16 protein-coding genes, 1 pseudogene and 1 CRISPR repeat array are annotated in these 25,248 nt (G+C 64.6%); of the genes and pseudogenes, 3 read left to right on the top strand and 14 right to left on the bottom strand.

Translation table 11 applies throughout. The annotated features are described in order from the left end of the window. Positions 1 to 302 precede the first annotated feature (302 nt). The 11 genes and pseudogenes from OPU66_RS07735 to OPU66_RS07685 form a co-directional block, all read right to left on the bottom strand. The gene (locus tag OPU66_RS07735) at positions 303 to 5,801 is read right to left on the bottom strand and encodes a PDDEXK-like endonuclease domain-containing protein (protein WP_498553031.1); all 5,499 of its coding nucleotides are present in this window, start codon (positions 5,799 to 5,801) and stop codon (positions 303 to 305) included. A gap of 545 nt (positions 5,802 to 6,346) precedes the next feature. Beyond that, on the bottom strand, positions 6,347 to 6,826 hold the full coding sequence (locus OPU66_RS07730) for a hypothetical protein (protein WP_498553030.1): 480 nt from the start codon (positions 6,824 to 6,826) through the stop codon (positions 6,347 to 6,349). 106 nt (positions 6,827 to 6,932) lie between these two features. Then, positions 6,933 to 8,104 (bottom strand): annotated as a pseudogene (locus tag OPU66_RS07725) (IS3 family transposase). Between the two features lie 70 nt (positions 8,105 to 8,174). Further along, positions 8,175 to 12,937: direct repeats of the CRISPR family, unit length 32 nt; unit sequence GTTTCGATCCACGCCCCCGCGCGGAGGGCGAC. A 196-nt stretch (positions 12,938 to 13,133) separates the two neighbouring features. Then, complete coding sequence (gene cas2, locus OPU66_RS07720; RefSeq protein ID WP_498553029.1) at positions 13,134 to 13,424, bottom strand: CRISPR-associated endonuclease Cas2; 291 nt, start codon at positions 13,422 to 13,424, stop codon at positions 13,134 to 13,136. A 4-nt stretch (positions 13,425 to 13,428) separates the two neighbouring features. Further along, positions 13,429 to 14,469: a type I-C CRISPR-associated endonuclease Cas1c gene (cas1c, locus tag OPU66_RS07715; protein WP_498553028.1), complete on the bottom strand. Its 1,041-nt coding sequence runs from the start codon at positions 14,467 to 14,469 to the stop codon at positions 13,429 to 13,431. Positions 14,470 to 14,472: 3 nt separating this feature from the next. Beyond that, positions 14,473 to 15,129: a CRISPR-associated protein Cas4 gene (gene cas4, locus OPU66_RS07710; RefSeq protein ID WP_498553027.1), complete on the bottom strand. Its 657-nt coding sequence runs from the start codon at positions 15,127 to 15,129 to the stop codon at positions 14,473 to 14,475. 9 nt (positions 15,130 to 15,138) lie between these two features. Further along, positions 15,139 to 16,071, bottom strand: a complete 933-nt coding sequence (cas7c, locus tag OPU66_RS07705; RefSeq protein ID WP_498553026.1) for a type I-C CRISPR-associated protein Cas7/Csd2 — start codon at positions 16,069 to 16,071, stop codon at positions 15,139 to 15,141. After that, a complete protein-coding gene (gene cas8c / locus OPU66_RS07700; RefSeq protein WP_498553025.1) occupies positions 16,068 to 17,894 on the bottom strand; it encodes a type I-C CRISPR-associated protein Cas8c/Csd1 in 1,827 nt (608 codons plus the stop codon). The genes cas7c and cas8c overlap by 4 nt, the downstream gene beginning before the upstream one ends. Next, a complete protein-coding gene (gene cas5c / locus OPU66_RS07695; RefSeq protein ID WP_498553045.1) occupies positions 17,891 to 18,556 on the bottom strand; it encodes a type I-C CRISPR-associated protein Cas5c in 666 nt (221 codons plus the stop codon). Before cas5c ends, cas8c begins: the two co-directional genes overlap by 4 nt. A 68-nt stretch (positions 18,557 to 18,624) precedes the next feature. Further along, the gene (locus OPU66_RS07690) at positions 18,625 to 20,934 is read right to left on the bottom strand and encodes a CRISPR-associated endonuclease Cas3'' (protein ID WP_498553023.1); all 2,310 of its coding nucleotides are present in this window, start codon (positions 20,932 to 20,934) and stop codon (positions 18,625 to 18,627) included. 602 nt (positions 20,935 to 21,536) lie between these two features. Next, the gene (locus OPU66_RS07685) at positions 21,537 to 21,848 is read right to left on the bottom strand and encodes a Fic family protein (RefSeq protein WP_498553044.1); all 312 of its coding nucleotides are present in this window, start codon (positions 21,846 to 21,848) and stop codon (positions 21,537 to 21,539) included. A 181-nt stretch (positions 21,849 to 22,029) separates the two neighbouring features. Here OPU66_RS07685 and OPU66_RS07680 point away from each other — a divergent pair, with 181 nt between their 5' ends. Then, positions 22,030 to 22,215 (top strand): hypothetical protein, encoded by a 186-nt coding sequence (locus OPU66_RS07680; RefSeq protein ID WP_498553022.1) that lies wholly within the window; start codon positions 22,030 to 22,032, stop codon positions 22,213 to 22,215. A gap of 62 nt (positions 22,216 to 22,277) precedes the next feature. Here the strand turns inward: OPU66_RS07680 and OPU66_RS07675 are convergent, their stop codons facing one another. The 3 genes from OPU66_RS07675 to OPU66_RS07665 form a co-directional block, all read right to left on the bottom strand. Beyond that, on the bottom strand, positions 22,278 to 22,706 hold the full coding sequence (locus OPU66_RS07675) for a hypothetical protein (protein WP_498553021.1): 429 nt from the start codon (positions 22,704 to 22,706) through the stop codon (positions 22,278 to 22,280). 144 nt (positions 22,707 to 22,850) lie between these two features. Next, a complete protein-coding gene (locus tag OPU66_RS07670) occupies positions 22,851 to 23,108 on the bottom strand; it encodes a hypothetical protein (protein ID WP_498553020.1) in 258 nt (85 codons plus the stop codon). 214 nt (positions 23,109 to 23,322) lie between these two features. Next, complete coding sequence (locus tag OPU66_RS07665) at positions 23,323 to 23,595, bottom strand: hypothetical protein (protein ID WP_498553019.1); 273 nt, start codon at positions 23,593 to 23,595, stop codon at positions 23,323 to 23,325. Between the two features lie 106 nt (positions 23,596 to 23,701). Here OPU66_RS07665 and OPU66_RS07660 point away from each other — a divergent pair, with 106 nt between their 5' ends. Continuing rightward, positions 23,702 to 24,694: a helix-turn-helix transcriptional regulator gene (locus OPU66_RS07660; RefSeq protein ID WP_498553018.1), complete on the top strand. Its 993-nt coding sequence runs from the start codon at positions 23,702 to 23,704 to the stop codon at positions 24,692 to 24,694. 125 nt (positions 24,695 to 24,819) lie between these two features. Then, positions 24,820 to 25,146, top strand: a complete 327-nt coding sequence (locus OPU66_RS07655; protein ID WP_498553043.1) for a transposase — start codon at positions 24,820 to 24,822, stop codon at positions 25,144 to 25,146. Positions 25,147 to 25,248: the final 102 nt, after the last annotated feature.

Raw genomic sequence — 25,248 nt, 5'->3', positions numbered from 1 at the left:
CTCGCTGCCCCTACCCAGAGACCACGCTCAGGCTGCAATAGCGACCCGGTCAACTCCCATTCCATAGCCCACAAGCCTTCTTGTCCTATGACTTATCTTCAGAAGGCAGGCTCTACAAATAAGTCGGAGCGAGTGGCAATCAACTTTGTGCTCTTCGTCTGTATACTCCTCATAACCGTTGTGGAATTCCCATCAGTTCTATCACGCGCGCCTTGAAATACTCGGTCTCCTTCGAGATTTTTCCGCATACAAGCTTCAAGAGCTTGATGGCGGCAAATGTCGACCTGTCGCTCATAAGGGGTTCAATCGCGGCGACCAGCCCGCCGCGCTACCTCACGCACAGTTGCGTAGATATCATGCATCCGGAAGCGTTCACCGGTTTTCCGCACCCAGCCTTCGAATTCGGAGCGGGCGACGGCGATGGCGCTGCCGTACACGCGCGGGGCGGTCATAGCGCGGGAGATGACGTCGACGGTGCCGGCGCGCTCGCCATCGAGCATCACTGCGTACCGCTTGCCAGGGGTGAGTTCGAACCAGTCGATGCCGTCGAGCGCCCGCATCTGCTTGCCCAACGGCTCGTCTTCCGGCTCGATCTCGGCCTGCGGCTGAGTCGCGGGTGCAAGAAGAGGCACGGCCCCAGCCGCCGTCGGCGCAGGGGCCGGTGCGAGTTCGACCAGCTCTTCCTCGAGGTCCAGGTCGTCCGGTGACGGCTCGGTACGCGGACGCGCCGCATAGTCTGCAGCAGCCGTGGCGCGCCATTCCTCCAGCTTCTGAAGCAGTTTCGCGAGCTCACGGTCAGGGTTCGCAAACCAGTCGGTCGACCAGATGCGATGAATGCGCCAGCCCATATTCTCGAGCACCGTCTGGCGAATTCGGTCACGATCGCGAACGCTGAGGCCGCTGTGCCAACGCGCGCCGTCACACTCGACGCCGGCGATAAAGCCGAGAGGGTAATCGGGATGACGGACGCCAAGATCGATGCGGAAACCCTCGACACCCACCTGGCTCACCACCTGATAGCCGTGGGCGCGGAGCCTGTCGGCGACGAAAACTTCGAAGTCGCTGTCCGGAATGCCGTCGTCATCGCTGTCGACGGTCGCCCCGCCCATCGCATAGGTGAGGTAGGATTTGAGCGCGACGACCCCGCGGCTGGATGTTTCGGTGATCTTGATGTCACCGGGCCGGAGCGAGGTGAAGATACGCGTAGACAGCTTGGCGCGGGTGACCAGCACGTTCAGCCGCCGCCAGCCCACTTTCTGGTTCATCGGTCCGAAGCGCTGCATCACTACGCCGTCCTTGTTTGGCCCGTAAACGGTCGAGATCAGTATAATATCTCGTTCATCGCCCTGTACGTTTTCCAGGTTCTTGATAAAGAACTCGTCGATCCCACCGCTATGATACTCGATGTAATCACGAACGTCCCGTTGCTCGAGCAACAACCGATCGAATTCGGCACGGATGAGTTCGGCCTGCTTAATGTTCATTGTGGCGATGCCGAGCGAGCGGTTGGGGTAGGCGCGCATCAGGCGATAGGCTTCTTCGATGACGGCTTGCGCTTCCTGCTGATTGATCGATGCGTCGTATGTGCCGCCAACATAATGGCATTTGACCCCGAGCAGTTCGTCGTCCGTCGTCGGGCTCGGAAAGACGATCAGGTCGCGGTCATAGAATTCGCGGTTGGAATACTGGATCAGTCGCTCGTGCTGCGAACGATAATGCCAGCGCAGCCGCCGCTTGCGCCGAAGTCGCTGGTTAGCGAGGTCTAGGATGGACTCTGTGTCCTCGGTCACAGAGCTATCGTCGTCTGCTCCGTCTCCGTCGCTCAGACCCGCAGCAAAAAAGTCGCTCGGCGGAAGCTGGTTAGCATCACCGACGACCACGATCTGGCTGGCACGCAGGATCGCGCTAACAGCGAACTCGGGCCGCATCTGCGACGCCTCGTCGATCACCAGCAAATCGAAGGTGATGCTGTCTGGCCGGATGTACTGCGCTGCGGACGTGGGCGACATCATCCAGACCGGCTTCAGCGCCTGCAACGCCTTGGCGGCCCGGTAAGTGAGGTCTCGAAGAGAAGTGCGCGAGCGCTTGAGTCCGAGCTCGCGCTCGATCAGCGCTCCTTCAGTGAAGTCCCCTGCCCTGCCTTTGTCGTTCCCCCAAGGCGCTATGTCCCGAAGCCGCGCCGCTACGATCGCCTTCGCTTCGAGCTGCTGCAGTTCCTCATCGATGACGGCAAATGCGCGTCGCGCGCTTTCGAGGGAAAGGCCCCCGAGGCGCCCCAGCTCTTCACCCGAGCCACCAACATAGTCGCGGACAAGCGCCTGCACGACCAGCCACTCGTAAAGATCAGGCAGCAGCTCAGGCGCGACCTCGCCCGCGAGTGCGGCTTGAGCAAGCGGGTCGAGCCCGGCCTCGCGCACACTCGCCCGGTATTTGAGGAGATCTGCAACCGCGCGCACTCCATCCTGATCAGCCGCAAGTGTGGCGAGCGTGTCAGAGAGCTCAGCCCAGTTCGACTCTAACCAACTCGCGTCGAGGCCCGTCCGCGACCGGAGCGCTGCGCAGGCGTCCGACCATGCCGACGACGCTGACAAGGCACGCGGCGACAGCGCGATCAGTTCCCGTATCAGAGTGGCTGGGCCATCGGCACCGCGCGCTACAGCGGCTATCGGCAGCGGCCCGTTCTCGGCCGACAGCTTCGCAGAGCACTCTAGCGCCTGGGCAAGCAGGCTCAGATCCCTATCGATGGACCTTACCCATTCGAACCCGTCACCGCGGGTGATATCGGAAAAAACAGTCTCTGCGTCAGCAAGATCGCGCAGGCGAACCGCGAGATCAGCTCCGTCCCGGCGGATCATGCCATCTGCTTTGGCGCCGACTTCGCCGAGCGCTGCGTCCAGGCGCTCGGCCGCGACCCGCTTCGCCTCGATAGCGTGGGTGAGCGCCGGCCACGGCACGCTGCCCGTCCCGAGCGCCTCAGCGTTCGACAGCAGGTCGGCAGCAGCACGGGCAAGATCGGCGGCTCGCGTACGATCCGCCGCGTCGAGCTTCAGCCAGGCGTCGAGCACGTCGCCGGCGCGGCATTCCCGCAGACGCGCTTGCGCCTCCTGCAATGTGGTTGCGACTTCGAGCGCTGCGCCGAAAGCAGACCCGGCGCCAGTCCAGAGTAATGCGGGAAAGAGAGACTTGACCGTGCTTTCCTGACGGAAGGAAGCTTCACGCCGAATGTGGCGTGCGGCGTGGCGCAGCGTCTCGACTGCGGTTGCGCGCTCCTGCTCTGCCCGTACCCAGCGCTTTAGACGGCGATCGGCTGCCTTGACATCGCCATTGAACAGCCGTGCGAAGAAGCCGGCCTGCTCGACAGTGTCCGCCGTTGCGCCCAGTTCGCCGGGATCGACTGCTAGCGCTTCGGGACTGAGCACAGCCTCAAGCGTCTCGCGCTCAGCACAGATGCTTTCGGCCAAAGCCGCCTCGCGTTCCAGCGCGGCACGTACCATCGGGTCAAGCATCGCCGGCGCGGCGAGCGCGGCCGGGATCGGCGACAAGCGACCAAGAGCACCAATCACCTCAGCGGCAACCCGGGCGCTCTTAGTGCTGAGCGTTTCGGGGATGGAGACCAATCGCGCGAGCATCGCCAGATCGTCGCCTGTCGAAAGCAGTGCGGCTTCCGTCTCGCGCAAAGCAGCGAGCTGCTCCCCGGCTTGCGCGACCGAATCGGGGGTTTCGGCCGCCCATAGGGCCTCGGCAAGCTCGTCTACCTGCGCTGGTTGGACCCCGGCCGGAGCAAGAAGATCCTGATCAAGCTGCTGCCGTAGCGTCTGCCATCTGACAGCGGCATCGAGCAGCGCCCGGGCGGCTGCCGGGTAGCATAGCGCAGATCTCAGAGCGGCGTCGTCAACCGTATCTGGCATGCTGAGCGCGACGAGCTGACCCACGGCACCGGCCAGGTCGCCCCCTGGCGGCGGCAGCAACATTCCGAGTTCGGCCAGCCGACGATCAATCGCGACAAGCTCGGCTGCGGCGGCCTCAACCGCGCGTGCGGCAGCAAGCTCGCTGCGCTGGTCGAAAGGATCGAGCCGTTCAGCGCCTTCCCAGCGCGTCCCGCTGCCGTCGCTGCGCAGCGCAATCAGTGCGCGCCCGAAATCCTCGAGCGCACTGCGCCGCTCTTTCAATATCGTCGCTTCGAGTTCGGACACCTTGTCTGGCGTCCAGCGATTGGCGATGGCCTCGACGCTCGCGGGCAGCGACTTGCGCAGCAGGATTTCACGCCAAGCGAGCTGATAGGCACTACGTCCCAGCCGACCGAGCGGCTCTGCGATCAGCGCCAAGTACCGCCGGATCAGGTCGCGCTTGCGAGCGAGCTCGGCGCGCGCTTCTTCGAGGCGTGTTCGATCGACGGACGGCTTTGCGTCGAAACGCTCGCGCAGACCCGCGTAGACGGTGTCGCGCTTGGCCGTGTCGCCGTGCAGCTCAAGGAGCAGCGGGCCAAACCCGGCCTTGCGCAGGCGGCTGGCGACCACGGAAAGCGCGGCCTGCTTCTCGGCGACGAAGAGCACTCGCTTGCCGTCCCGCAGAGCCGTCGCGATCATGTTGGTGATCGTCTGCGACTTGCCGGTTCCCGGCGGCCCTTCGATGGCAAGCGACTTGCCCGCTGCGACATCAATAAGCGCGGCATGTTGCGAGGCGTCCGCTGGCTGGATGAGCGGTGGCGCCGTGCTTGCGAGCGGCTCGGCGTCGATATCTGGCGCCTCGAGTGGCGTTGGGTCCTCGGCGAAGGAGCGCGCGCTGAGAAGGCCGGGCAGCAGCGCATGGTTGGCGAAGGCGCCATCGCTCCAGATGGCCGGATCAAGGTCCTTCCACAGCACCATGCGCGGAAACGGCAGGACTGCGATTGTCGCGAACCGCCTGAGGGTCAGCCGCCGCCCTTGATCGAGGACAGCCTTCAGCCGGATGAAGTAGGACTCGGGCGTTTCGTCCTCGCGAAGCGCCGGCGTCTCCAGCCCCCAATGCTGCCGCATCTTCTCCTGGAGCGCGACATTCACCTCCAGACCTTCATCGCCTGCGACCAGCGCATATTCGTAGCGGCTGCGTACGACCTTCTGTTCGAGCCGAACCGGCAGGATCAGGACGGGTGCGTGATGCTGTATGTCAGACTCGTCGTCCTCGTACCATTGGACGAAACCCAAGCAGAGGAAGAGTGTGTGTAACCCAGTCTCCCGTTCGTGCGTCCGATACTTTTCGTAAATTCCTTTCAGCCGCTTTTCGAGCTCCTTGGCGGTCAGGAGGACACGGATTCGATCGTCTTCGTGATGATCTTCGACATCGTCGCCGTCCGAACTGCGCAAGTCGAAGGAGGGATCGAAACCATGCGCGGCCGCGAGCGCCTTCACATCGAGCGACTTGCCATAATCGAGCTTGGGGAGGCCCAGCTGCTGCCGGACCGTATGGCGCAACGCGCGCTCGGCCGTCTGCCAGGCACGCATATCCGATTCATCCTCGCCCAGCTGTTCAGTCGCTTTGAGAAACACGGGGTCAGTGAGCCTCGCGCGCTCATAGGCGATACGGAACTCAGGCGTAAGTTCGTCCTTCGGCGTTACTTCCTCGTCAGGCAGCGGCTCGAAACCGAGCGGGCTCTCGCCCAGCGCCTCCAGCAGCAGGTCAGGGCGCTCGTCGACAATGCGGATATGGTTGGTGGAGCGGCCACCATGCTTGAAGGCGATCAGCGGGTTGCGCTTGCCGAGATCGATGAGCCGGGTGCGCAGCGCAGCGACTTCCGCTTCGGTGCGGCGCTGCTCTTCGGCCATGGGCTTCGGCTCCGTTGAAGTTGGCCGCGGCTCTGGCGTCGCGGCGGACATTTTTAGGGCGGTCGGAAGCCCAGACTTGTCGGGCAAGTTAATGGCGCTCGGCGCACGCGACCCCCTAGCCCGTGCGCCTGCGGCTTTCGGCTTGGCCTTGACCGCAGCGGGTTTAACGGCTCCAGCTTGCAGGAGTTTTTCGACCTTCTTCGCGAGGGCTTTCGCGGAAGGCGTGTTCCGGTGACGGAGCTCTGACATGACGAGCCGTAGCTCAGCAGAGTTAGCCGAGTTCCGTTCGACAATTAACTTCAGATCATCGGTCGTCTTGTGAAAGAGCGGCCGAGGCATTCTCATCCCCCTTGGCGCATGGGCGTCACAGCCCGAACTGAGGCTTGATTACCAAGTCCGGTTCCGCTTCGCGAGACCCTAAAGTGCTGTTCCTGCTGCGTTATCAGGTGAACCGCCTCCGGGTTTGGCGGAGGCTGGTTGATTTGGATTGCGCGGTGCGGCTCTGGATGGGCGACTGGGCGGGCAGATCTGTTGCCTGCTGCCGCCTAGACAAAAATGGCGATCGCCTCAGTGGCCGCGTTTTGTCCCCATTCGTTCATTGACGAATAAGGCTTGTTCCCGACCGTGACGGCCCAGTGAGTACCGTCCGGCTCGCCCGCGGCCGTACCGATCACAACCGTCAGGACCGCGGACCCCGCTCGCTCGATCGCCCTATCAATAGCGCCACGCACCTCGCCATTGGCTGCGTAGGAGTTAACCGCGAGCCACACGATCTCGAGCCCTAGCGTTGTCTGCAACGCATCCGCGGCATCCGGGCCGCAGAGTTCCTGATAGGCATACATGCGGCCGCCAATCTGCAGCGCCCGGTCGCTGCGGCTGGCGGGCTCAAAACCACGCGCGCCCTCGATCGCTTGGAGCTGCTCATCAAGCCTGTCCGCCTTGAGCCCAAAGACGATGGTCTGCCGATCCTCGAGCAGCAGGCAGACCAAGAGATCGCCGGGCTCGGGCTGCGGGATATGCGTCATTCTATTTACTTAACCCTTTGTTTTCTTGGTCTGCGCCCACTGGCAACCCACCCTAGATAGAGGGACCATCTGTGACTGGCCCCCACTGAGTGGTCCGTCTTGATTGTTAGTGCATGGGAGCGCTTTCCGCCAGTGTCGGCCGCAGGTGGAGCGAAGCGGGACGGAGGGCGGCACTGGCGGAGTGGCTGCTTCCGGGGCCGGCGGGCGATAGCCCAGGCTGCTGTGCGGGCGGATGGTGTTGTAGTGCCGGTGCCAGGCCTCGATCAGCACCTTGGCCTCGGCCAGCGTATAGAAGATCTCGCCGTCCAGCAGCTCGTCGCGCAATGAGCCGTTGAACGATTCACAATATCCGTTCTCCCATGGGCTGCCGGGGGTGATGTAGAGCGTCTTCACACCGATCCTGCCCAGCCATTGTTGCACCGCCTTCGCAATGAACTCGGGGCCATTGTCTGAACGGATATGTGCTGGCGGGCCGCGGTTCACGAACAGGTCGGCCAGTGCCGCCAGCACGTCCTGGCTCCGCAAGCGGCGGGCCACAGGCAGTGCCAGACACTCCCGGCTCGCTTCGTCGATGATCGACAGGATGCGGAACTTGCGGCCATCATGCGTCCGCCCTTCCACGAAGTCGTACGACCAGACATGGCCCGGATACGCAGGCCGCAGCCGGATGCACGAGCCATCGTTCAGCCAGAGCCGGCCGCGCTTCGGCTGCTTCTGGGGCACCTTCCAGCCCCTCCTTGCGCCAGATGCGCTCCACGCGCTTGCGGTTCACCTGCCAACCCGCATCGCGCAGCAGCGCCGTCACGCGCCGATAGCCATAGCGTCCATACTGCCGTGCAAGCGCGATGATGTCCGCCGTCAACGCCGCCTCGTCATCCGCCCCGCGTGGCTCTTTGCGCTGTGTTGACCGATGCTGCCCGAGCACCCGGCACACCCGCCGCTCGGACTCGGGCAGGATCGCCCGGATGTGATTGATGCAACGGCGCCGGCGCGCGGGGCTCAATAGTTTCCCCGGGCAGCCTCCTGCAGGATCAGCTTGTCCAGCGTCAGATCCGATACCGCCCGGCGAAGCCGGGCATTTTCCCGCTCCAGTTCCTTGAGCCGCTGCGCCTGGTCGACCTTCAGGCCGCCATACTCCTTGCGCCACCGATAGTAGGTCTGCTCCGTGACCCAGATCCGCCGACAGGCATCGGGCACAGTGCCGCCTTGCGCCAGCACGATCTCCGCCTCCCGCAGCTTCCCAATAATCTCCTCAGGCTTGTGCCTCCTGCCGGCCATCCAAACACTCCTTCCTGGTCCAGACTAAGATAGTCGATGGACCACCCAGAAGGGGGCAGATCACTACGACGTTTCGATCCACGCCCCCGCGCGGAGGGCGACGGGCAACGCGGCGGTTCGTTTAGGCACCACTGACAAGGTTTCGATCCACGCCCCCGCGCGGAGGGCGACGCGCGTGCCCGGCGTCCTGTCTCCCGCGCAGATCGTTTCGATCCACGCCCCCGCGCGGAGGGCGACTGGGGATCCTGATCAGTCCCGTAATATTTGAGCAGGTTTCGATCCACGCCCCCGCGCGGAGGGCGACCTGGGCTTCGCTGGTCGTGCCGGTGCCGGACTTGTTTCGATCCACGCCCCCGCGCGGAGGGCGACACCCCAGTCAGTTCGTGATCCGCGACGGACACGGGTTTCGATCCACGCCCCCGCGCGGAGGGCGACCACCGCGCGGAGGCGTTTACACGACGACGATCCAGTTTCGATCCACGCCCCCGCGCGGAGGGCGACCCAAGGGGCTGCGCGACGACCCGGATCAGCGCGAGTTTCGATCCACGCCCCCGCGCGGAGGGCGACAGTCGCAAACCAGCGTGTCGCCATCGCGCTTGATGTTTCGATCCACGCCCCCGCGCGGAGGGCGACCGCCCAATCCAACACCGAGGAGACCCGACATGTCTGTTTCGATCCACGCCCCCGCGCGGAGGGCGACCGCTCCAGCTCGCCGGCTGAGCGCGGTTGGAGCGGTTTCGATCCACGCCCCCGCGCGGAGGGCGACGATGGCAAACCTACGAGTGCACCAAGACCGCCGCTGTTTCGATCCACGCCCCCGCGCGGAGGGCGACGCTCGAGGCTGTGCGCTATACCCGTAGACAGCGCGTTTCGATCCACGCCCCCGCGCGGAGGGCGACGCGCGGACCTCAAGCTGCGGGTCGACGCTCTCGCGGTTTCGATCCACGCCCCCGCGCGGAGGGCGACCGGCACGACCGGCGGCGGCAACGTGCAGGCCGAACTGTTTCGATCCACGCCCCCGCGCGGAGGGCGACCGCAGGCGAGCATCACCGCAACCGCAACGAATGTGTTTCGATCCACGCCCCCGCGCGGAGGGCGACCAATGTCCTGCTCGATGATCTCGGCAGCGCGCGTGTTTCGATCCACGCCCCCGCGCGGAGGGCGACCCGATAGGTCAGGCTGTAGATGCCGTCCGCCGCGTGTTTCGATCCACGCCCCCGCGCGGAGGGCGACTCTCAGCGCGGCGGTGGCGGCAAACAACGTCCTGTTTCGATCCACGCCCCCGCGCGGAGGGCGACGTCGGCGCGCTTGTGCAGCCGGTGCGTGCGGCGAAGTTTCGATCCACGCCCCCGCGCGGAGGGCGACCATAGCGCTCATACTCGCCGACGATCACGCCCTCGTTTCGATCCACGCCCCCGCGCGGAGGGCGACGGCCGTGGCCACCATCAGTTCCTTATCCACCTGCGGTTTCGATCCACGCCCCCGCGCGGAGGGCGACGGCACCCGTCCCAGCGATCATTGATCCGCGCGTCGTTTCGATCCACGCCCCCGCGCGGAGGGCGACCGACAGAACGTCGGTAGGAAAAACCGCGATTGTCGGTTTCGATCCACGCCCCCGCGCGGAGGGCGACCGACTGGCCGGCGGCGCGGCTGATGATCTTGGCATGTTTCGATCCACGCCCCCGCGCGGAGGGCGACGCGGCCTGATCCGCGCTGATCTGCGCCACAGGCGTGTTTCGATCCACGCCCCCGCGCGGAGGGCGACAGCCGGGGATTATCGTCAAGTCGGTCACCTTGAAGTTTCGATCCACGCCCCCGCGCGGAGGGCGACCTGCGCGCCTTCAGCGGTCCGGGGGCGACCGGTGTCGTTTCGATCCACGCCCCCGCGCGGAGGGCGACGCGGCCATGCCGTTAACGAGCAGGGTGATTGTAGGTTTCGATCCACGCCCCCGCGCGGAGGGCGACTGTAGCGCCCGCGCGAGAAGTCGTTGCGGATCAGGTTTCGATCCACGCCCCCGCGCGGAGGGCGACAGCAGATCGTGACCTCGCCGCCCATCGGGTGCGAGTTTCGATCCACGCCCCCGCGCGGAGGGCGACCGCTGCGCATCCGGGGCGCATTCGATCTCAGCCGTGTTTCGATCCACGCCCCCGCGCGGAGGGCGACGCCAACGATACGCCCAAAACCGCAGAAAACTGCGGGTTTCGATCCACGCCCCCGCGCGGAGGGCGACGTCATTTGGGTAGAGTTTGGCGAATTTGTGGACGAGTTTCGATCCACGCCCCCGCGCGGAGGGCGACTTTTACTGCGACAACGCGACCGCGCTTGCTGACATGTTTCGATCCACGCCCCCGCGCGGAGGGCGACACCTGATCGCCGGGCCGCGCGTGATCCGCATCACGTTTCGATCCACGCCCCCGCGCGGAGGGCGACCCTTCTGCCGACGCGGCCTCGTAGACGCGCTGGTGTTTCGATCCACGCCCCCGCGCGGAGGGCGACGCTGGCGGCGGCGCGCAGCACGGCGGAATATGCCGCGTTTCGATCCACGCCCCCGCGCGGAGGGCGACACGAGCAGACCGAGGATGTCGAGACGACGCACATGTTTCGATCCACGCCCCCGCGCGGAGGGCGACCGGTCGATCTGACGCTGGAAACGGCCGCGCTTCAGGTTTCGATCCACGCCCCCGCGCGGAGGGCGACGCGGCGAAGCTCGGGCGGCGCTGGACCTATGACAGTTTCGATCCACGCCCCCGCGCGGAGGGCGACATCTCGAAGCCGGGGGTTCGATCTACACGCTGCAGTTTCGATCCACGCCCCCGCGCGGAGGGCGACGGTTGTCGCGCTTGGCATAGTCCTCGGAATAGCTGGTTTCGATCCACGCCCCCGCGCGGAGGGCGACTCGCTTGGCCCGACGGAGATCGCGGCGCGCAGCAAGTTTCGATCCACGCCCCCGCGCGGAGGGCGACCTCCTCTCTGACGGAGACACCGCTGGCTGCCGGGATGGTTTCGATCCACGCCCCCGCGCGGAGGGCGACGATGGCGACCTGGCGATCCAGCTGGGCCGAGGCGGTGTTTCGATCCACGCCCCCGCGCGGAGGGCGACGCTCGCGAGGTTCAGAAAAGCATACGCGACTCGGTGTTTCGATCCACGCCCCCGCGCGGAGGGCGACATGGCGACCTGGCGCAGCACCTGGGCCGAGGCGGTGTTTCGATCCACGCCCCCGCGCGGAGGGCGACGGTCGGTCACGCTAAACCCGCGCGCGCCCTGACCGCGTTTCGATCCACGCCCCCGCGCGGAGGGCGACCCGCGAGAGGCATGGCCGGCAGATGCGGTATCGCATGTTTCGATCCACGCCCCCGCGCGGAGGGCGACTTCGGCAGCGCAGGCCCGCGACAATGCGTTTGAGGTTTCGATCCACGCCCCCGCGCGGAGGGCGACCGCCACCTTGGGGCGATGCCCCATCCGGCGCAGGTGTTTCGATCCACGCCCCCGCGCGGAGGGCGACATACGCGCGCGCGCGTTCTTCTCGCGCGCGCGCGAGTTTCGATCCACGCCCCCGCGCGGAGGGCGACCATGCGCCACCTCGACGGCGACCAACTGGCCGCGTTTCGATCCACGCCCCCGCGCGGAGGGCGACCGCTGTCCGCCTGCATCTCGCTGCTCGCCGCGATGTTTCGATCCACGCCCCCGCGCGGAGGGCGACGTCACGCCGCGCGTCTTGGACCCGGCGAGCACCCGGTTTCGATCCACGCCCCCGCGCGGAGGGCGACGCCGCTTTACCTTGGCCGAGCGGATCGCGATCCGGGTTTCGATCCACGCCCCCGCGCGGAGGGCGACGACCGTGCCGCGTCCGCGCTCGCTCAGCCCAACGGTTTCGATCCACGCCCCCGCGCGGAGGGCGACCGGATGAGGTGTGTGACCATTTCGGAGAGATCGCGGTTTCGATCCACGCCCCCGCGCGGAGGGCGACGGGCTGGCAGGTGGCGCGCTGGGGTCCGGGCTGACGTTTCGATCCACGCCCCCGCGCGGAGGGCGACTGCTCACCGGCACGGCCAGACGGGTCATGTCGGTGTTTCGATCCACGCCCCCGCGCGGAGGGCGACCACCTGATCGCCGGGCGAGACGCCGGAGAAACGGTTTCGATCCACGCCCCCGCGCGGAGGGCGACCGAACGGCACAAAGCGCGTGATGCCGCGCATGAGTTTCGATCCACGCCCCCGCGCGGAGGGCGACCTGCGCGACCTGCAAGTCGTTGTCGGCCCCGGCCCCGTTTCGATCCACGCCCCCGCGCGGAGGGCGACGGACAGGTGGTAGATGGCCATGCGGCCATTCTACCAGTTTCGATCCACGCCCCCGCGCGGAGGGCGACGCGCAGGCGTCCATCACCGCAACCGCAACGAATGTGTTTCGATCCACGCCCCCGCGCGGAGGGCGACCTCACCCAGATGTTGCGCGGGCAGCCGCTCGACCCGTTTCGATCCACGCCCCCGCGCGGAGGGCGACCCGGAGCGCAGAACCGCACCGTCGCGTCGGTGCTGTTTCGATCCACGCCCCCGCGCGGAGGGCGACCGGGCCTGTTCGGTGCGAACGGCGGCGACAGCGTGTTTCGATCCACGCCCCCGCGCGGAGGGCGACGACTGGCCGGCGGCGCGGCTGATGATCTTGGCGTGTTTCGATCCACGCCCCCGCGCGGAGGGCGACGTGATCGCGGCAAGCTGCCCGGCCTGCGTGTAGACGTTTCGATCCACGCCCCCGCGCGGAGGGCGACTGGCGCTGGGCGTCGTCGAGCCGAACGACCAAGAGTTTCGATCCACGCCCCCGCGCGGAGGGCGACAGCTGTAGAGCTAATACAATGAGAATGAGCAGTAAATCATCGCTGCCGCGCGAACTGCGGGGGTCATGCGCGCGGGCGGGCGCGGTCTGGGGCGATGCCCTTTCGATCCCTTTGATCTGTCGGGGATTGCCTGTTGCGCGAACCGCACGGACATGATCGGACAGCTTTGGGTTCGCGCACTCCGCCTCGCCGTCCCTTAAAGCAGCAGGGGGCCGGCCAGGTCCAGCACCGGCTTGGCCCCGATATGTTCGACACGCCGCCTGCCATCGGCGCCCAGACGGTAAAAGCGCAAGGAGTCCTTTGCGGCGTCGATTTCCTTAATCAGGGCCGCGCGCAGCGCCGCCCATTGCGCCGGATCCACATCGCATTCGAACACGGAGTTCTGCACCCGCTGCCCAAGGTCGAGGCACGCCTTTGCCACGCGTCGCAACCGTTTCCGACCTGCGGCATCTTCCGTGTTCACATCATATGTCACCAGCATCAACATGGCATCACTTCCAAAAAAAGGGCGGATAGCCATCAAGGTCGCCGCGCAGATGCCGCGCCAGCAACTGGGCCTGAACATGTGGGACGAGGCCGATCGGCATTGTTTCGCCGAGAAACGGGTGCCGCAATTCGCGCTTCTTGCGTTCCTGCCACGCGACCAGCACCGTCTTGCGACCGTCGTCGGTCAGCGCCACCGCACCCCCTTCGTCCACCACGAAATCGCGCGGCTTCAGCTGCCCGCGGTTGATCAGCGTCAGCGCCAAACGGTCGGCGAGCACCGGACGAAGCTCCTCCATCAGGTCGAGCGCCAGGCTGGCACGGCCGGGTCGATCAGCATGAAAAAATCCCAGTTGCGGATCGAATCCCACGCCCTCCAGCGCGGACCGGCAATCATGGCCGAGCATGGCGTAAAGAAAGCTGAGCAGCGCGTTCACGCGGTCGAGCGGTGGCCGGCGCGAGCGGCCACCGAAGCAGAAATCCGGCCGTTCCCCCTGCAACATCGCATCGAACGCGCCGAAATAGATCTGCGCCGCTTCTCCCTCATGCCCCCGCAATGTGTCGATATCTTCCGCTTGCGCGGCCCGCCGCGCGACATGGCCCAACCGTGCCTCGGCGGCGGTAAGCGCGGCATGCGGGACAGCAGCGAGCCGGTCGCCATGATCGCGCAACGCGCGCCGCAGAACGGTGCGCTGGTTGGCGGCCTTGGCGGTGACGATACCCCGCACGATCGGCACCGCGCGCGCCGGATCGTCGGCGACGCGGTGCTGGGTCCGGCGCAGCAGCACATTGCCGGTGCGCGGCCCCTCCACCCGGGCAAGAAACTTGCCATTGGGGGTGAGAAAGGAGAGCGTAATCCCCGCCTCCGCACAGGCGGCCATCAGCGCTGGCGAGGCACCGGGCCGACCAAAGCACACCACCCCCTCCAGCAGATGCATCGGCACACGCCCGCGTTCGGCACCCTCCACCTCAACCACGATGTTCGCGCCGTCCTTGCGCAGCCAGGCATCCTCGGTGGTGACGTAAATGGTGTTGAGGTGACGCCGCATCGGTCAAGCATCCTGCCCGGAATCGTCGTCCCCAAGCATGCGCAGCAGCCAGCGCTGGACGGCGGGCGGACGCTCCAGCCGCCGGGGCTGACAGGTGTCCGCCAGCGAGCAGCGGCGGCAACCGGGTTTTGCCTGGGGCGGCGGGGTATGGGCGGCCACAAGCATCGCGCGCGTTTCGGCGGCGATCGCGGTGGTCAGTGCGCGCAAATCGGCATCAAAGGCGATCCGGCTACGCTTTTTCGTCTGGGCATAGAACAGCGCGCCTTCGGGCACGGTGCAGCCGAACATCTCCTCCAGGCACAGCGCCTGGGCGCAGAGCTGCACCTCATCGGCGCGGTGCGCCTTGGGGCGGCCGCGCTTATACTCGACCGGATAGGGCACGCCGCGCACGAACTCGACCGCATCGGCCTTGCCCGCCAGGCCATGTTCGAACGAGCGGAGGACCAGCCCGCGCACCGTGCGGACGTCGGCGCGGCGGTCCGGCCGGCCGCCATCCACCCGCGCGTGGAGGATGCGCCCCTCGGCGGTGGCGCCGTCCTCCGCCCAGATCCGCTCGACATGGATCAGCGCGCACTGGCGCGGGCAGAACAGATAATGCTGCAACGCCGACACCGGCACCAGCGCGTCTTCAGCAGCAGGGTCCGGGGGCGGCGCACGCATCACTGTGCGTCAATATTCGATGATCTCGACGCCCGCCGGCGATCCCTCGCGGTCGATGGTGACCTTATAGTCTTCCCATTTGCGTGCAGGCGGCCAGTTGTCGGTGGCGGGACTGCCGATTTCCTGGACCGAGCCTTCATGGACCCGCCAGGTCTTCACGCGGTCGAACAGGCTGTGCGCCTGGGCATTGCCGAGCGCGCTCTGGTGGCGGAAAACAATTAGCTTGCGGCTCGCCATCTCGCCGCGCGCGGCCGAGCGGTCATGGTCGAACATCTGGCCCAGCGCCTGCCACAACAGGTCGAGGTCGGCTTCCGAAAAGCCGGTGCCCTTGGTCGGGTGGCTGGCAAGCGGCGCGGAGACGAAGCCATGAACGCGGTACAGGCCGTAGGGCACGATGTGCTTGCGGCCCATGGTGCGGCCGCCCTTTTCCTCGGCATCCTTCTCGGTCGTCGCGGCCATGCGGGTGATCGAGATTTCCAGCGGCAGGATCCGCTCCACCGACTTGGCAAAGCCGAACTGCACCGGACCGCGCACCTGTCCCGCATTGACGCCGGTGGTCATCACCGCGCCAAAGGTACGGATGTCCCAGAAGTTGGCGCACATCCAGCGGGTGAGCTCCTGCGCCTTCTGCTGGTCCTTGGGCAACTTCTTGAACTCGTCGTCTTTTGTGACGTCGGGCAGCAGCGCCGCCCACGCCTTTTTGTGCTGGTTGTTCAGCGTGGCGCCTTCGGTCATGTAGATTTCGAAGCCGGGTTCCTGATCTTTCACCAGCGCGACGAAGTTGCGGACCTTACGCTTCAGCGCGACGTCCGACACCAGCCCCTGGTTGGTCTCCGGATCGAGCCGGGGCATGTTGCCGGCATCGGGATCGCCATTCGGATTGCCGTTCGTCACATCGAAATACAGGACGAACTCGTGGCGCTGGGTAACCGGCGTGCTCATGCTTCCCCCTCGGTCTCATCGGAATCGGTGAGCGCGGCCGGGTCGAGTTCCCCGACCTTGTCGCTGCTCAGCTTGGTGGCGCGTTGGTGGTAATAGCCGATCGCGAAAGCGCCCTGCTTCTGCAAGCTCAGTGAACGCGGCAGCGCGGGATCGAGATGGCTATGAATCTCCTCCAGTTCCCGCTCGATCAGCGTGGCCCAGCCGGGCTTCTCCTTACGCACCTTGGCGAGATGGTTCTGGCCTCCGCGTACGATCAGCGGAAACACGCTGGCAGGGGTTGCGGAGGCAGCACCGAAATACTTGTCGCGGATACTTGCATTCACACGACCCAACGCTGCGCGCTGCGCCAGTTCATAGACGGCGAACAGCCGGCCGAGCTGATAGCCCGGCTCCGCATAGTCCCGTTGCAGGCTCATCGGAGGCTCCCCAGAGGCAGAAACAAAAATGGGATCGCGCATCAGCACGCCACGGATCACAGCGGCGTGCCAGCCAGATGCGGCGTAGTCGCCAGCACGAAGCCGCGTCAGCGTGGCAGCAAGCAGCGTCTGCGGATAGGCGGCGCCCGAAAGGACCGCGCGCATCATATCTCCCGCCAGCAGCGGGGGAACATTCTTCATCTCGCCTTGCGCAGCGACGGTTTGGGCCAGCAGCCTGCGGACAGAGGGTGCCGCACCCCAGTTGCGAGGAAGCGGCTCAATCCGCATGTCCTGGTAATGCTCTGCCAAGCGGCGGGCAAAGGTATCGAGCGTGTCGCTGAGCCAGAACCGTACCGAGATGCGCGCGGCATTGGGCGACAGCCCGAGAATATGAAACCGGGTGCCCGGCGCAATATCGGCCCGCAGGTCAGCCACCAGGCGTCCGGCGGCGATCTGCTCAATCTGCGTCCGCAGCCGCGCAACCTCCTGCTCATCGGTGATGGTCTGCGCATCCGGCTCCATCAGCACCGCCATGAAGGCATCGGCAGCCTCCGCCTCGGCCTTGCTGGCATCTGCCCAAAACACCACCGTGGCATCGCCGATCGGGCGCGACAGGCGATTGCCGCTGTCGCGCTGCAACATGCGATTGAGTACTGTCGCATACTTGAAGGCGGCATCATTGCCTGTAGGGGACAGCAATCCCTGTCCCTTGCCGAACGATGAGAAAGCAGGACTTTCGTTACTGTTGCACGAAACCAGAGGCGCGCCTGAAGATTGCCCCCCCTCGACACCCTTTATCGGCCGATGCAGGCGAGAAATCGGACCATACTGACCGGTAACGAGACAAATGCCGAGCGGTTCAGTACCCGACTCTCCTGGCACATCTCCTTCGACCAACGCCCGTGCAGCGGCACGCTCATGAAGGAAAGCGTGTTCGCCGTCTAGCCGGAACACAACGTTGGCATCGAGCATGTCCAAACTAAAGCGCGGCAACGACTCAAATCGATCCGGCCGCCAGCGCTCGATGAACTGACGAAAAGCAACTAACCCAGGATCGGACTGCCCCGCCAAGCGCTCGAGGTGCAGCGCGACAAACGCCGCGTGCTGTCGCTCGGTAATCTGCCACCCAGAAGCGGTTGCTGCCCTCGTAACCCCCAGAGAGAAGGCCGTTTTGTCCCAGAGGAAGAATGATCGAGGTGTGGTCCCAGGTCGAGGGAATGACGCCGGAACGATCCGCAGCGTTGGCTTGGGCTTCTTGCCGGTCAGGTCGTGGATGTTCTCGACGTCGATCGCCGCGCCTTCAGGGCTGAGCACGATGCACCAGCCGAACTTCTCCTGACTCCACCCGGGCGCCGCGATATCATCCAGCCGATCATAATAAGCGTGCAGCGCCTGCAGGATCGTCATCGGATCACCTCGTCGGCGTCGAACGTCGGCACCTCGATCACGCCACCCTGCATCTGTGCCCGGAAGAAGCGCGATTCATTGCCCCGCGCAAAATCGATATCGTGCAACATCCAGCCGAAATCGACATCGGGCCTGTCGAGCGTCGAGTGCGGCAGCGCTGCGCCTTCCTCGACCAGCGCAAACTCGGCCGGAAACTCGCGCGTGCCAAGGCAGGGGCGATGAAAACACTGCCCCTGGCGCGCCCGGCGATTAAACATCGCGATATGCTTGGCCGGACTATCCTCCGGCCCGGCGCGGTCGGTCATCGTGAAATGCGCCTCGATCACATAAGCGACGTCCACGAGCACCAGCGCCGCGCGCTGCTGGCGATTGTCGTCGACGGCGATGCCCAGACCATCGGTGGTCCCGCGCTTCATCGCACTGGCGGCGTTGGCGGCGCTCGCCTTGGCACCGACTTCGTTGCGCCGGACAGACTGAAACCGGACGGGCCGCAGCACATGGATGCGGTCGACATGCCAGCGGATCGCCGGCTTCCAGTGAATCGCCTCCAGAATACCGCGCGCAGCCGATGGCGTGATGACGTCATAACTGACGCGCTCGACTTTCATCTCCGGCCGCGTGAAGCAAGCGCGCGCGCCCCAGATATGCAATCGAACTGCCATCACCCTTCCCCGATTTCGACAAGCTAAGCACAAACATCCGGGGTGACAAGGGCGATTACCGGTACAGGTTACAACATGTTCTGCTCGCTCGATCTCCAAAGCGCGTCATCAATGTTCAGCCCTCGCAATCGGTCATAACGCTCAGGGTCCTGAAGCACGACAAACCGATCACCATAGTCCTCGCGCACAACCCTCGCGACCCCGCTGGCAAGCATGGTTGCGCGCACCTTTTTGGGAACCGGCACGGCATATTGCTGAAGTTTTCGCAAAATGCCGGCCGGGGGAACGGGCGCATGCAGAAGCGCATCCAGCGCGCCTTCCGCCTCCACATCATGGGGGATCAGCACCGGATCCATGACCTCGTCGATCAGGCGGAACGCATCCGATATCGTGCGGAACGGGAAGTCGACCCCCCGGGGGTCCATGCCGATCCGAACGGCCGGAAGGATGGCATAGGCCTGACCCATGCCGGTCGCCCGATCCAGCGCCGCATAGCCCTGATGCCAATAGAGCGCGCGATAGTAATGCTCGATCGCCGCCAGGGCCAGCGGGTCTCCGGCATGGATGCGCAGCGCCTCGCGCGCCGGCGTGTAGAAAGCGTTGATGGCGGGCGGCATCCTGTACCCGTCCGGCTCGAACACCACTGTCCTGCCCAGCCCGGCCAGTTCGCCGCCGCGATTGCAACGCCCGGCCGCCTGGGCGATGCTCGACAGGCCGGCCGCGGCCCGCCATACTTCGGGGAAGGACACATCCACCCCCGCCTCGATCAGGCTGGTCGCGACCAGACGGACCGGCCTGCCCGCCGTCAGGTCGGATCGGAGTTCCGCCAGCACCTCCCGACGATGCTTTGCGCACATCAGCGTGGTCAGATGACGCGCGCCCGGCTGATCGGCAATCGCATCGAAGAGCGTGCGGGCATGGCCGCGACTGTTCACGATGCAGAGCATCTGCGACTGTTCGGCAAAGCGGGCGATGACCGCAGTGTCCGGAACCGGCTGCTGCAACCATGTGACGGCGACCCGCCGCAGCGCGGTGTAAAGCCCGGCGGGATCGGGCGCCAGCTCACGGTCGGGCGGGATATCCAGACCTTCGGCCGGATCGCCCTCGCGCCGTCGCGGCAGCGCACCATCCTGCACCCGCAGCGCCGGCTGGGTGGCGGTGCACAACACCACGCTCGCGCCGTAGTTTTTGGCCAGCTCGTCGATCGCCGCCATGCAAGGGCGCAGCAGATGGACCGGGATCGATTGCGCCTCGTCGATCACGATGACGCTGTTGGCAAGGTTGTGCAGCTTGCGCGCCCGGCTGGTACGGGCGGCAAACAGGCTCTCGAAAAACTGCACCGCGGTCGTCACGACGATCGGAACATCCCAGTTCTCGGCGTCCCGGCGCAGCTTGGCGACGCCACTGCGCCCCTCTTCCTCAACGTCTCCGTCCGATGCCGGCGCGCGGTCATCCCAGTCGAAACTCGAATGATGTTCCAGCACCGCCCCGGCTAGCTCATCGCCCAGCGCGGTGCGAAACACGTCCGCCGTCTGCTCGATGATCGACGTGAAGGGGATGACATAGACAATCCGTTCCAGCCCGTGCGCCATCGCATGTTCCAGCGCAAAGCTGAGCGATGTCAGCGTCTTGCCCCCACCGGTCGGCACAGTGAGGGTGAACAGCCCGGGTGCCACCGCGGCCTTGCCCACCGCATGGTCGAGGACGCGCGAACGCAGTTGGTTGACCGGCGGATCGTCGCGGCGATGCCGATCCATGAAGGCGCGCACAGCGTCGCGGTGGCGCAGTTCGAGCCGCCCGCCGCGCGCAGGCGGCGGCAGCCCTGCAGCGGCCGCATAGAAGTGCTCGGTTTCCAGAAAATCGGCATCGACCAGACAGGAAAACAGCATTCGCCCCAGAAAGAAGAGGCTGAACGCCGGCTCGACCGCGTTGCGCCTTAACGTCTTCAAACTTGCGAGCAGGACAGTCGGATCGGGCAGTGGCGGCGCATGGGTTTCCCAGCCCGCATAGTCTTCGACCAGCTTGGCCTCGCGTTTGGTTAGGTCACAACCATCGATCAGCCCGCCATGATGGCCGGCAATCCCAAACGCCATCAGCCGCCCCATCGTCTTGCCAAACAGGCGCGACGCCACCTGCGCTCCGGCAGTGCTATGGTCCGGACCCCGCACCTGCCCCTCCAGCACGCGCGGCGCACGGATGTAACGCTGGTAAGCCTCGGCACATTTGCCGATATCGTGCAGCGCACCCATAATCTGTGCAGGCAGCGCCGCACCGAACGCCTGCCCAAACACGCCGGCCCGCTCGCCGACCTGCTTCAGATGATGCGCAAGCGGCTCCCAGCTTGACGGAGGTTGGTTTTCAACGGAATGCGCGTACATCTCCCCTCCCCCTCAAGCCCTAACACCCGGCTCAGATTGGAAGCCCGGCGAAACTGGTTCAAGACATGTTCTCGGCAATTTCGATGTGAGCATACATTGCCATATAAATACGCCAAACCCTAACGTCGTGTCTTTTTAATACATAAAAACATGAAATAATATCGGCCTGTCGGTTTTTATTCCAGTACTCATCCACTGTTGATAACCTAAAGAACCTAACAACACGAATCCATGGGCGCGTTAAGATTTTCGCCCGTTAAACGGACCGCGCACTGTCTTAACAATCGCCAATCGCCTTTGCTTCGGGGCACCAAGCGCTTTCACGCTGCCATAGGCCGATCGGAAAACAAGTTTGGCAGCCAACGCGCAGCTAACTTCGCCGGGAAGGCGAGATAGTGAGGAGCTCACGAACTCTCTGAGGTCATTGCGCCGCATTGCTGCAAGGCAGATCTGATGCGTCGCGCAGCCCGTTCGCTCATGCCGGGCATGTCGTGCACTTCACCGCGGCGAAGCTTACCCTGATAGAGAAGCGCTTTGAGGACCGTGTCGGATTTCGGTGGCAAACGACCCGCCTGCATCTCTTCTTCGGCCCAGATGATGACCTAGTTACGCAGTTTATCCAGCTGCATGAGGGCGGCCATGAAGCTAGCTTGATCAATGCAAGTGCGCAGAAAAAACTCTACAAAGCCCGCAAGGTATGCCTCGCTAAGATTGCCACGGCCATCTCGATCGGCCTGACGATGCGCGTCACAGGCTTCGAGATGAGCTTTATATTTATTGACATCACGCACGAGACCGCGAGCCACACGACCATTGCCGTCCGCAAACGGATGGATCCACAACAAACGGTGATGGGCATAAGCTATAGTTAGGATCTGGTCTATCCACCAGACTCGCGAGTAAAACCGATGCATGCGCTCTGGGAAGAGCGGAATGGCGCCTCGGCTTATTGCAACTTGACTGCCTACCTGTACGTGTCCGGCACGAAACCCGCCTAACACAACTGGAAAGCACCTGCCCATCTCATTGTTTTCGACAACAGGCATGTGGGCAGGATAGCCGGTACACAGTGCCGCAAATATGTCATTCAAAAGGATGACCTTCCATTATGAGATGGAGGCCATTCCAAATAACAGTTCTATTGATATACGCTGGCTTATCGGCCGCCCCACCATCCTTCACGATTCTGAACCACGCCTTCCTCCTACAAAACATCGGCGCTTTGCCGCCGATGCGCTAAAACGCATCGCAATTGATCGCACTGAGCATCGTCACCAATGACGTCTTCAACTGTACCCGAAAATCTGTGCCACGACAACGAGTTACGAGCAGTTTGGCGCCACCTAGGCCGCCAACGTCCAAAGCTGGTGCGAGCCAGGCCCTTCGTTGGACACAGCGCGCGCCCTGTCGCGCTGATCCCACAAGGCGCTGCCAACGCGCTTGGTCATGGTACGTAGCATGCGCTCGTCCGCTGCCGAGCCCCGCAATGCAATCGTTCGCATCGCGATCTCACGCGCTTTCAGCGCCTCCCGCGCCATTCGGAGGATCGACAGCACAACGCGGGACATCTCGCCTCGCTTGCTCCAGTCCTCCGGAGGTCGGAACGCGGGCCTGATCGCTTCTACCTCAAGATAGAGTGCGACGACGCGGAGCGTGGCATCCACATGCTCCAAGTCCCTGCATAGCTGGCGGAGGTGCTCATGCGTCCACTTGATCTCACCGGCGATCTCCGCCCGCTTCTTCGAAAGGTCCGTGGCGACGTAATCGGTCATGCCGCCTTATGGCATCATCTGCGCTGGCAAAGGTGGGCGGGGCTTGGTGCGTTTGCTACATAACGTTAGCCTAGTCAGCCGGCATCGCCCCCTGAGCGAGAAACAGCATAAGCCGGACCCTCTTCGGCGCCGGAATGTGGCGCATCAGGCTGCGAGCAGCTGCCGCCTACCACGGACACCGGGCTCCGATGTCTCGAAGAACAGCACCTCATCCTTGGTCAGCCTGACCAACTGCCTTGCCGCAAGCTGGAAGCGTTCACCGGCGCGAACCAGCCACAGCTGACGATCAGCCGGGAGGGTGGCCCGGGCAAGCAACGACGTCGTGTCGATCACTTCCGCGTCAATGCCAAGCAGCTGGCCATCGATGTCCACGATATGCTGAAGCCCCAGATCCCAAGCCATTCGGTATCTCCTCGTTGCGATGAGACCCTTATGGCGGGGCACCCCGTCAAAACCTGTCACCCCCATGTTCGCGAAGCAGGCAAAGTGCATTCACAAGCGCCATCTGTGCTTGGGATCGGCCCGGCGTTTGAGCTTGGTGTCCACTTAGGAGAATGACCCTAGCTCGGTCGGTCCACTCGCTCGAGAAAGTCGGAATAGCCACCCCAACTGCCTCTCAGGAACGCCCCCCCTGGAAGATCACATCGGGACCGCGCTGCATCGCTTCCCAGGTCCGTCGGACTGCCTCGGACAGCGAGATTCCGTCCTTGGCGATCTCGATCACCGTCTTGCCGACCGCCCTCAGTCGATCAAGATGCGCCCGCTCTTGCTCATCACCGCGCTTTTGGAGAAGCTCGGCACCCGCACCGTCATCGCGCGGCGAGATATCCCCAACCTCAAGCAACCGCATATCAAGCGTTGTCGCATGACGGCAGCCCACGAACCGCATCAGGTCCGACGCACTAAGTCTCAGTTCCCCGTGGACATTCCGCATGCACACACCCCTTGCCTGCGCTATGCCCGATCGCCACGACAAAAGCTGTCAGGGAGAGCAAATGTCATTTGCAAAGGCACAGGATCTTATCCGGCTCGCAATGATGGCGACACGGCGCGCCGGCGTAACCCTCGACGAAATCGTCGAAGAGTTCGGGTGCGTCTATCGTTCTGCACAGCGCATGACCGTCGCGCTGGAGGCCGCCTTTCCTCAGACACAAACCGAAGACGGGGATGACCGCCGGCGAAGGTGGCGGATCCCGGCAAGAGCTGTCGCTCCTCTCCTCACCCCATCCGCCGAGGAGCTGGCCGCCTTAGCCACTGCGATCTCGGAGCTGGAGAACTCGGGCCTTGCCTCAGAGGCAGCATCTCTTCGCCAGCTGCGCCAGAAAGTGCGCGCACTGATCCCCCCGGAAGCCGGAACCCGCATTTCCGTTGATGAGGAAGCACTGCTTGAAGCCCTGGGACATGCAGCGCGCCCCGGTCCGCGGCCGGCGTCCAACAGCGCCGTGGACGCCGCCATTTATGAAGCCTTGAAAGGACCGTTCCTGCTGCGCTTCTCCTATCGCACGCGAAACCAGAATAAGCCGACCATGCGGACCGTGGCGCCGCACGGGCTGCTGCTTGGCGTTCGGCGCTATCTGGTTGCTCGCGATAGGGCCAAGCCAGCGACCGCGCCCTTGCAGCATTATCGCGTGGAGGAGATCGTCGAAGCAGAAGTGCTGGACGAGAGCTTCGAGCTTGACCGGAACTTCGATATCAGGCGGCACGCAGAGCGCGGCTTTGGATCGTTCGAGAACGCCAGGGAGGAAGCGGATGTCGTCTGGCGCTTCTCGCCAGAGGCAGCGCCCCATGCGCGCCGGTTCGTGTTTCATCCAACGCAACAAACCGAGGATGAGCCCGATGGCTCGCTTCTCGTCCGCTTCAGGGCATCAGGTCATCTGGAAATGTGCTGGCATCTCTATGCCTGGGGAACATCGGTCGAGGTGCTTCAGCCTGCCGCACTCAGGGAGATGGTTCATGCGTATCGGCGGAGCTTTCCGGCTTTGCCGTGAGATACAGCCCTTCCAATGAGGACCCATCGATATGACGTTTGTGATCCGACCCAGCTATCAGACTCCAAATCCGATCCGGGGCCTGAGTTGGCTGTCGGACGGGGCATGGGCCGCGATCGAGCCGTATCTGCCGAGGCGCGCGGACGCGAGGGATTAGGCGCTGGCGCGGAGGCCACACGACCAAGATCCACACGCTCACTGATGTCTTCGGCCGCCCCTATGCGTTGGTGCTAACGCCGGGCAATGTGGCCGATGTGAAGGCCGCGCCCGAGCTTCTCGCCCGCTACGTGATCGATGACAAAGGCTACGATGCCTACGGCCTCCCCCGTTCGCTCAGGAGCCATGACTCCGTCCCGGTCATCCCGGGCTGCTCGAGCCGAAAGCGCGCGATCCGCTATGGTCGAGAGCGTCAACGAGCACGATACCGGTCGAAAACGCCTTCTGCCGGTTGAAGGCCTTTCGACGCGTCGCGCCCCCCTACGCCAAGCTCGCCGTCCAGCACGAAACATTGTACGGCTGGCTCTGGTGGCACAGCGCAATAGCGTTCTGGATGT

The organism is Sphingomonas sp. URJC2 (assembly GCF_059803575.1).
This window is presented reverse-complemented; position numbering and strand designations above follow the sequence as displayed.